We start from the raw sequence: 5,358 nt of genomic DNA, 5'->3' as shown, positions 1-5,358 counted from the left end.
GGGCGGGCGTCGCCCCCCCCCCCCCCCCCCCCCCCGCTCCCCCCCCCCCCCCCCCCCCCCCCCCCCCCCCCCCCCCGCTCCCACAAAAGAAGTTTTGCGCAAGGCCAACAATATGCCCACCGCCCTCTACCGCCTCATCCTCGCCCTGGCACTGCTGTTGCCACTGACGACCCATGCCGGCGACGCCGAAGACTTCGTCGCCGCCAACCCGACCCAGCAGGCCAAGCTTTTGGAAACCTGGGCCGCGCAGCCGGAGCCTGAGCGCGTCGAACTGATCAACGCCCTGCAACAAGGCCAGTTGACCGTCGACGGCCAACCCAAGACCCTGCGCCTGAACAACCGCTTGCGCGGGCTGATCGAAACCGCGCTCGCCAGTCATCAATTACTCGCCGTGGATGCCCGCGTACGCCTGGCCGCCGCGCAGCAACTGCAAAAAAGCGCCCGCCCGGCGCAGCTGGCGTTTCTCGACCGGCAACTGGCCGGCGAGCAGGACGAAGATGTACACGCCGCCTTGAGCCTGGCCCTGGCGAACCTGCAATTGGTGGACACCCACCCGAACGTGCGCCTGGCCGCCGTCCGCCTGCTGGGGGAAACCGGCGATCCATTGGCCCGCACACGCCTGGAAGGTTTGCTTGAGCCCGGCGTCGAAACCGATGCCGCCGTGCGCACCGCCGCCGAAACCAGCCTCGGCCAGGTCAAGCGCAAACTCTTGATCGGCGAGCTGCTGGGCCAGGCGTTCAGCGGCATGTCCCTGGGCTCGATTTTGCTGCTCGCCGCCCTCGGCCTGGCGATCACCTTCGGCCTGCTGGGGGTGATCAACATGGCCCACGGCGAGATGCTCATGCTCGGCGCCTACTCCACTTATGTGGTGCAGATGCTGTTCCAGCGCTTCGCCCCGAACGCCATCGAGTTCTATCCGCTGATCGCCCTGCCGGTGGCATTTTTTATCACCGCCGCCATCGGCATGGCCCTGGAGCGCACGGTGATCCGCCACCTCTACGGACGGCCGCTGGAAACCCTGCTCGCCACCTGGGGCATCAGCCTGATGCTGATCCAACTGGTGCGCCTGGTGTTCGGTGCGCAGAACGTCGAAGTCGCCAATCCGGCCTGGCTGTCGGGCGGGATCCAGGTGTTGCCGAACCTGGTGCTGCCGTACAACCGCATTGTGATCATCGCCTTCGCGCTGTTCGTGGTGGTGCTGACCTGGCTGCTGCTGAACAAGACGCGCCTGGGCCTGAACGTGCGTGCGGTAACCCAGAACCGCAACATGGCCGCTTGCTGCGGCGTGCCCACCGGGCGGGTGGACATGCTCGCCTTCGGCCTCGGCTCGGGCATCGCCGGGCTGGGTGGCGTGGCCCTGAGCCAGATCGGCAACGTCGGCCCGGACCTGGGCCAGAGCTACATCATCGACTCGTTCCTGGTGGTGGTGCTCGGCGGTGTCGGCCAGTTGGCCGGTAGCGTGTTCGCCGCGTTCGGCCTGGGCATCGCCAACAAGATCCTCGAACCGCAGATCGGCGCCGTGCTCGGCAAGATCCTGATCCTCGCGCTGATCATTCTGTTCATCCAGAAGCGTCCGCAAGGCCTCTTCGCGCTCAAAGGACGGGTAATCGACTGATGAACCAGCCCCTGATGCTCACGGCCACGCAAAAGGCCGGCCCCAAAGTCACCCTCGCCGTCGGCGCGCTGATCCTCGCCGTGCTGCTGAGCTTGCCGCTGCTATCGCTGCTGGCGGCGGACCATCCGCTGCACGTCTCGGCCTACACCCTGACCCTGGTGGGCAAGATTCTCTGCTATGCCATCGTCGCCCTGGCGCTGGACCTGGTCTGGGGCTACGCCGGCTTGCTCTCCCTGGGCCACGGCCTGTTCTTCGCCCTGGGCGGCTACGCCATGGGCATGTACCTGATGCGCCAGGCCGCCGGGGATGACTTGCCGGCGTTCATGACCTTCCTGTCGTGGACCGAGTTGCCCTGGTACTGGGCCGGCACCGACAGTTTCTTCTGGGCGATGTGCCTGGTGGTGCTCGCGCCGGGTTTGCTGGCCTTGGTATTTGGTTTCTTCGCCTTCCGCTCGCGGATCAAGGGCGTGTATTTCTCGATCATGACCCAGGCCCTGACCTTCGCCGGAATGTTGCTGTTCTTCCGCAACGAGACCGGGTTTGGCGGCAACAACGGCTTCACCAATTTCCGTTCGATCCTGGGCTTTGGCATCACCGAGCCAGGCACGCGGGCGGTGTTGTTTTTCGCCACGGTGTTGCTGCTGGTGACGAGCCTGTTCATCGGCTGGCGCCTGGCCCGCAGCAAATTCGGCCGGGTGCTGACCGCCCTGCGCGACGCGGAAAACCGCCTGATGTTCTGCGGCTACGATCCACGGGGGTTCAAGCTGTTCGTCTGGGTGTTGAGCGCGGTGTTGTGCGGTTTGGCCGGGGCGTTGTACGTGCCGCAGGTGGGCATCATCAACCCCAGCGAAATGTCGCCGACCAACTCCATCGAAGCCGCCGTGTGGGTCGCCCTCGGCGGGCGCGGCACGTTGATCGGGCCGTTGCTGGGCGCCGGCGTCGTCAATGGGATGAAGAGCTGGTTCACCGTGGCGTTTCCTGAGTACTGGCTGTTTTTCCTCGGGGCCCTGTTCATCGTTGTTACGCTGTATCTGCCTAAAGGCGTGATCGGCTTGCTGAAGAAAAGGGGCGAATGATGCGCATCACTCCAACGGCGGATTTCATGCTCGAACCCATTCTGGAGCCCAACAAAGACCAGGGCAGCAGCCGCGACGCCATCGGCCTCGGCCAGGCGGCCGGCGTAGGCCTGAACACCCGCCACGGCACCATCCTGACCCTGGAAGACATCAGCGTCAGCTTCGACGGTTTCAAGGCCTTGAACAATTTGAACCTGTACATCGGCGTCGGTGAGTTGCGCTGCATCATCGGCCCCAACGGTGCGGGCAAGACCACGTTGATGGATGTCATCACCGGCAAGACCCGCCCCAGCCACGGCAAGGCCTGGTTCGGCGAGACCCTCGACCTGACGACCATGAGCGAAGTACAGATCGCCCAGGCCGGCATCGGTCGCAAGTTCCAGAAACCGACGGTGTTCGAAGCCCTGAGCGTGTTCGAGAACCTGGAGCTGGCGCTCAAGACCGACAAATCGGTGTGGGCCAGCTTGCGGGCAAGACTGACCGGCGAGCAGCACGACCGCATCAACGAAGTGCTCGAGACCATCCGTCTCACCACCTCGGTCAACCGCGCCGCCGGGCTGTTGTCCCACGGCCAGAAGCAGTTCCTGGAGATCGGCATGCTGTTGGTGCAGGACCCGCAATTGCTGCTGCTCGACGAACCGGTGGCAGGCATGACCGACGCGGAAACCGAGTTCACCGCCGAGCTGTTCAAGTCCCTGGCGGGCAAGCATTCGCTGATGGTGGTAGAGCACGACATGGGCTTCGTCGGCGCAATCGCCGACCACGTCACCGTACTGCACCAGGGCAGCGTGCTGGCCGAAGGGTCGCTGGAACAGGTGCAGGACAATGAGCGGGTGATCGAGGTGTACCTCGGTCGCTGAGGCGATAGAAGTTGGCTTTTATGTGGGAGCGAGCTTGCTCGCGATAGCGGTGGATCAGCTGGAGTGCAATGTAACTGACCCGCCGCTATCGCGAGCAAGCTCGCTCCCACAGGGGATTTGAGGGGAATTCAAGACATGCTGCAAGTCGACAAGCTGCATCAATACTACGGCGGTAGCCACATCCTGCGCGGCCTGTCGTTCGACGTGAAGGTTGGCGAGGTGACGTGCCTGCTGGGGCGCAACGGCGTGGGCAAGACCACCCTGCTCAAGTGCCTGATGGGCCTGCTGCCGGCCAAGGAAGGCGCGGTGAATTGGGAAGGCAAGGCCATCACCACGTTCAAGCCGCACCAACGGGTGCACGCCGGCATTGCCTACGTGCCCCAAGGCCGGGAGATTTTCGGGCGGCTGACGGTGGAAGAAAACCTGCTGATGGGCCTGTCGCGCTTCCCGGGTTCCGAAGCCAAGGAAGTACCGGCCTTTATCTATGAATTGTTCCCAGTGCTGCTGCAGATGAAACAACGCCGGGGCGGTGACCTGTCCGGCGGCCAGCAACAGCAGCTCGCCATCGGCCGGGCCCTGGCCAGTCGGCCGCGCTTGCTGATCCTCGACGAGCCCACCGAAGGCATCCAGCCGTCGGTGATCAAGGAGATCGGCGCGGTGATCAAGAAACTGGCGGCCCGGGGCGACATGGCGATTTTGCTGGTGGAGCAGTTCTACGATTTCGCCGCCGAGCTGGCCGATCAGTACCTGGTGATGTCCCGGGGCGAGATCGTGCAGCAGGGGCGCGGAGAAAATATGGAAGCCGAGGGTGTACGCGGGCTGGTAACGATCTAGGCTTAGCGTCCCGACGACAATTAGAAAATCATGAATCTACCTGTATCGCCATCCGCCCTGTTCACCCCCAGCTGGCATGCCGAGCTGGACTTGGGCTATGCCCGCTTCGGCGATTGCACACGCCCGGTACAACGCCGCCACAAAGGCCCGCTGCGGGTGCAGAAGCATTTGTACGCCGAGGCCCCCGAGGTGTGCCAGCACATCATCGTCCACCCGCCCGGCGGGATTGCCGGCGGTGATCGACTGGACATCTCGGCCCACGTCGGCCCGGGCGCCTGGGCGCAGCTGACCAGCCCTGGCGCGGCCAAGTGGTACCGCGCCGCCGGCCCGGCGTACCAGCAACTGACCCTGAGCGTGGCCCCCGGCGCGACCCTGGAATGGCTGCCCCAGGAAACCATCGTCTTCAGCGCGGCCCAGGCCGAGCTCAGCACGGGCATCGACCTGCAAGGCGATGCCCGGTTGTTCTACTGGGACATGGTTGCCCTCGGCCGTCCGGCCAGCGGCGAGCGGTTCGACCTTGGGCACTTTCAATCGCGACTGGACATCCGTCGCGACGGCCAGTTGCTGTGGCATGAGCGCCAGCGCATCGCCGGCGGCGATGGGCTGCTGGACTCGCCCATCGGCCTGGGCGGTGATCCGGTGTTCGCCACGTTGCTGGTGACCGGCGAGATCGACAGCGAACTGCTTGAACGCTGCCGGTCCCTGGGCCATGCCGTGCGCGGCGACCTGAGCCAATTGCCCGGTTTGCTCGTGGCCCGTTGCCTGGCGAGCGAGGCGCTGCTGGCGCGGGGGTGGTTGATTGAGTTGTGGCGCTTGCTCAGGCCCGCGTTGCTCGGACGAGAAGCCGTGCCACCGAGAATCTGGAGTACCTGAATTTGCTTTTACCTGTGGGAGGGGGCGGGGTGGGGGGGGGGGGGGGGGTGGGGTGGGGGGGGGGGGTGTGTGGTGTGAGATGGAGGGGAGGCGGAGGACC

General features: G+C 65.0%; 5 protein-coding genes. All 5 read left to right on the top strand.

What is annotated here, in order from left to right:
• Positions 1–112: 112 nt before the first annotated feature.
• Positions 113–1,615 (top strand): urea ABC transporter permease subunit UrtB, encoded by a 1,503-nt coding sequence (urtB, locus tag ACIPQ1_RS24305; protein ID WP_446534916.1) that lies wholly within the window; start codon positions 113–115, stop codon positions 1,613–1,615.
• Positions 1,615–2,691, top strand: coding sequence for an urea ABC transporter permease subunit UrtC (urtC, locus tag ACIPQ1_RS24300; protein ID WP_411386376.1), 1,077 nt, complete (start codon positions 1,615–1,617; stop codon positions 2,689–2,691). Before urtB ends, urtC begins: the two co-directional genes overlap by 1 nt.
• Complete coding sequence (gene urtD, locus ACIPQ1_RS24295; protein ID WP_411386375.1) at positions 2,691–3,551, top strand: urea ABC transporter ATP-binding protein UrtD; 861 nt, start codon at positions 2,691–2,693, stop codon at positions 3,549–3,551. The genes urtC and urtD overlap by 1 nt, the downstream gene beginning before the upstream one ends.
• Before the next feature lie 135 nt (positions 3,552–3,686).
• Entirely contained in the window at positions 3,687–4,385 is a 699-nt protein-coding gene (gene urtE / locus ACIPQ1_RS24290) for an urea ABC transporter ATP-binding subunit UrtE (RefSeq protein WP_063323142.1), read from the top strand.
• Positions 4,386–4,415: 30 nt separating this feature from the next.
• Positions 4,416–5,258 carry an urease accessory protein UreD gene (locus tag ACIPQ1_RS24285; RefSeq protein WP_446534915.1) on the top strand — a complete coding sequence of 281 codons (843 nt, stop codon included), beginning with the start codon at positions 4,416–4,418 and terminating at the stop codon, positions 5,256–5,258.
• Positions 5,259–5,358: the final 100 nt, after the last annotated feature.

This window comes from Pseudomonas sp. LARHCG127, assembly GCF_052871455.1.
Note: the sequence above shows the minus strand (reverse complement) of the source record. Positions and strands in the feature narration are given on the sequence as shown.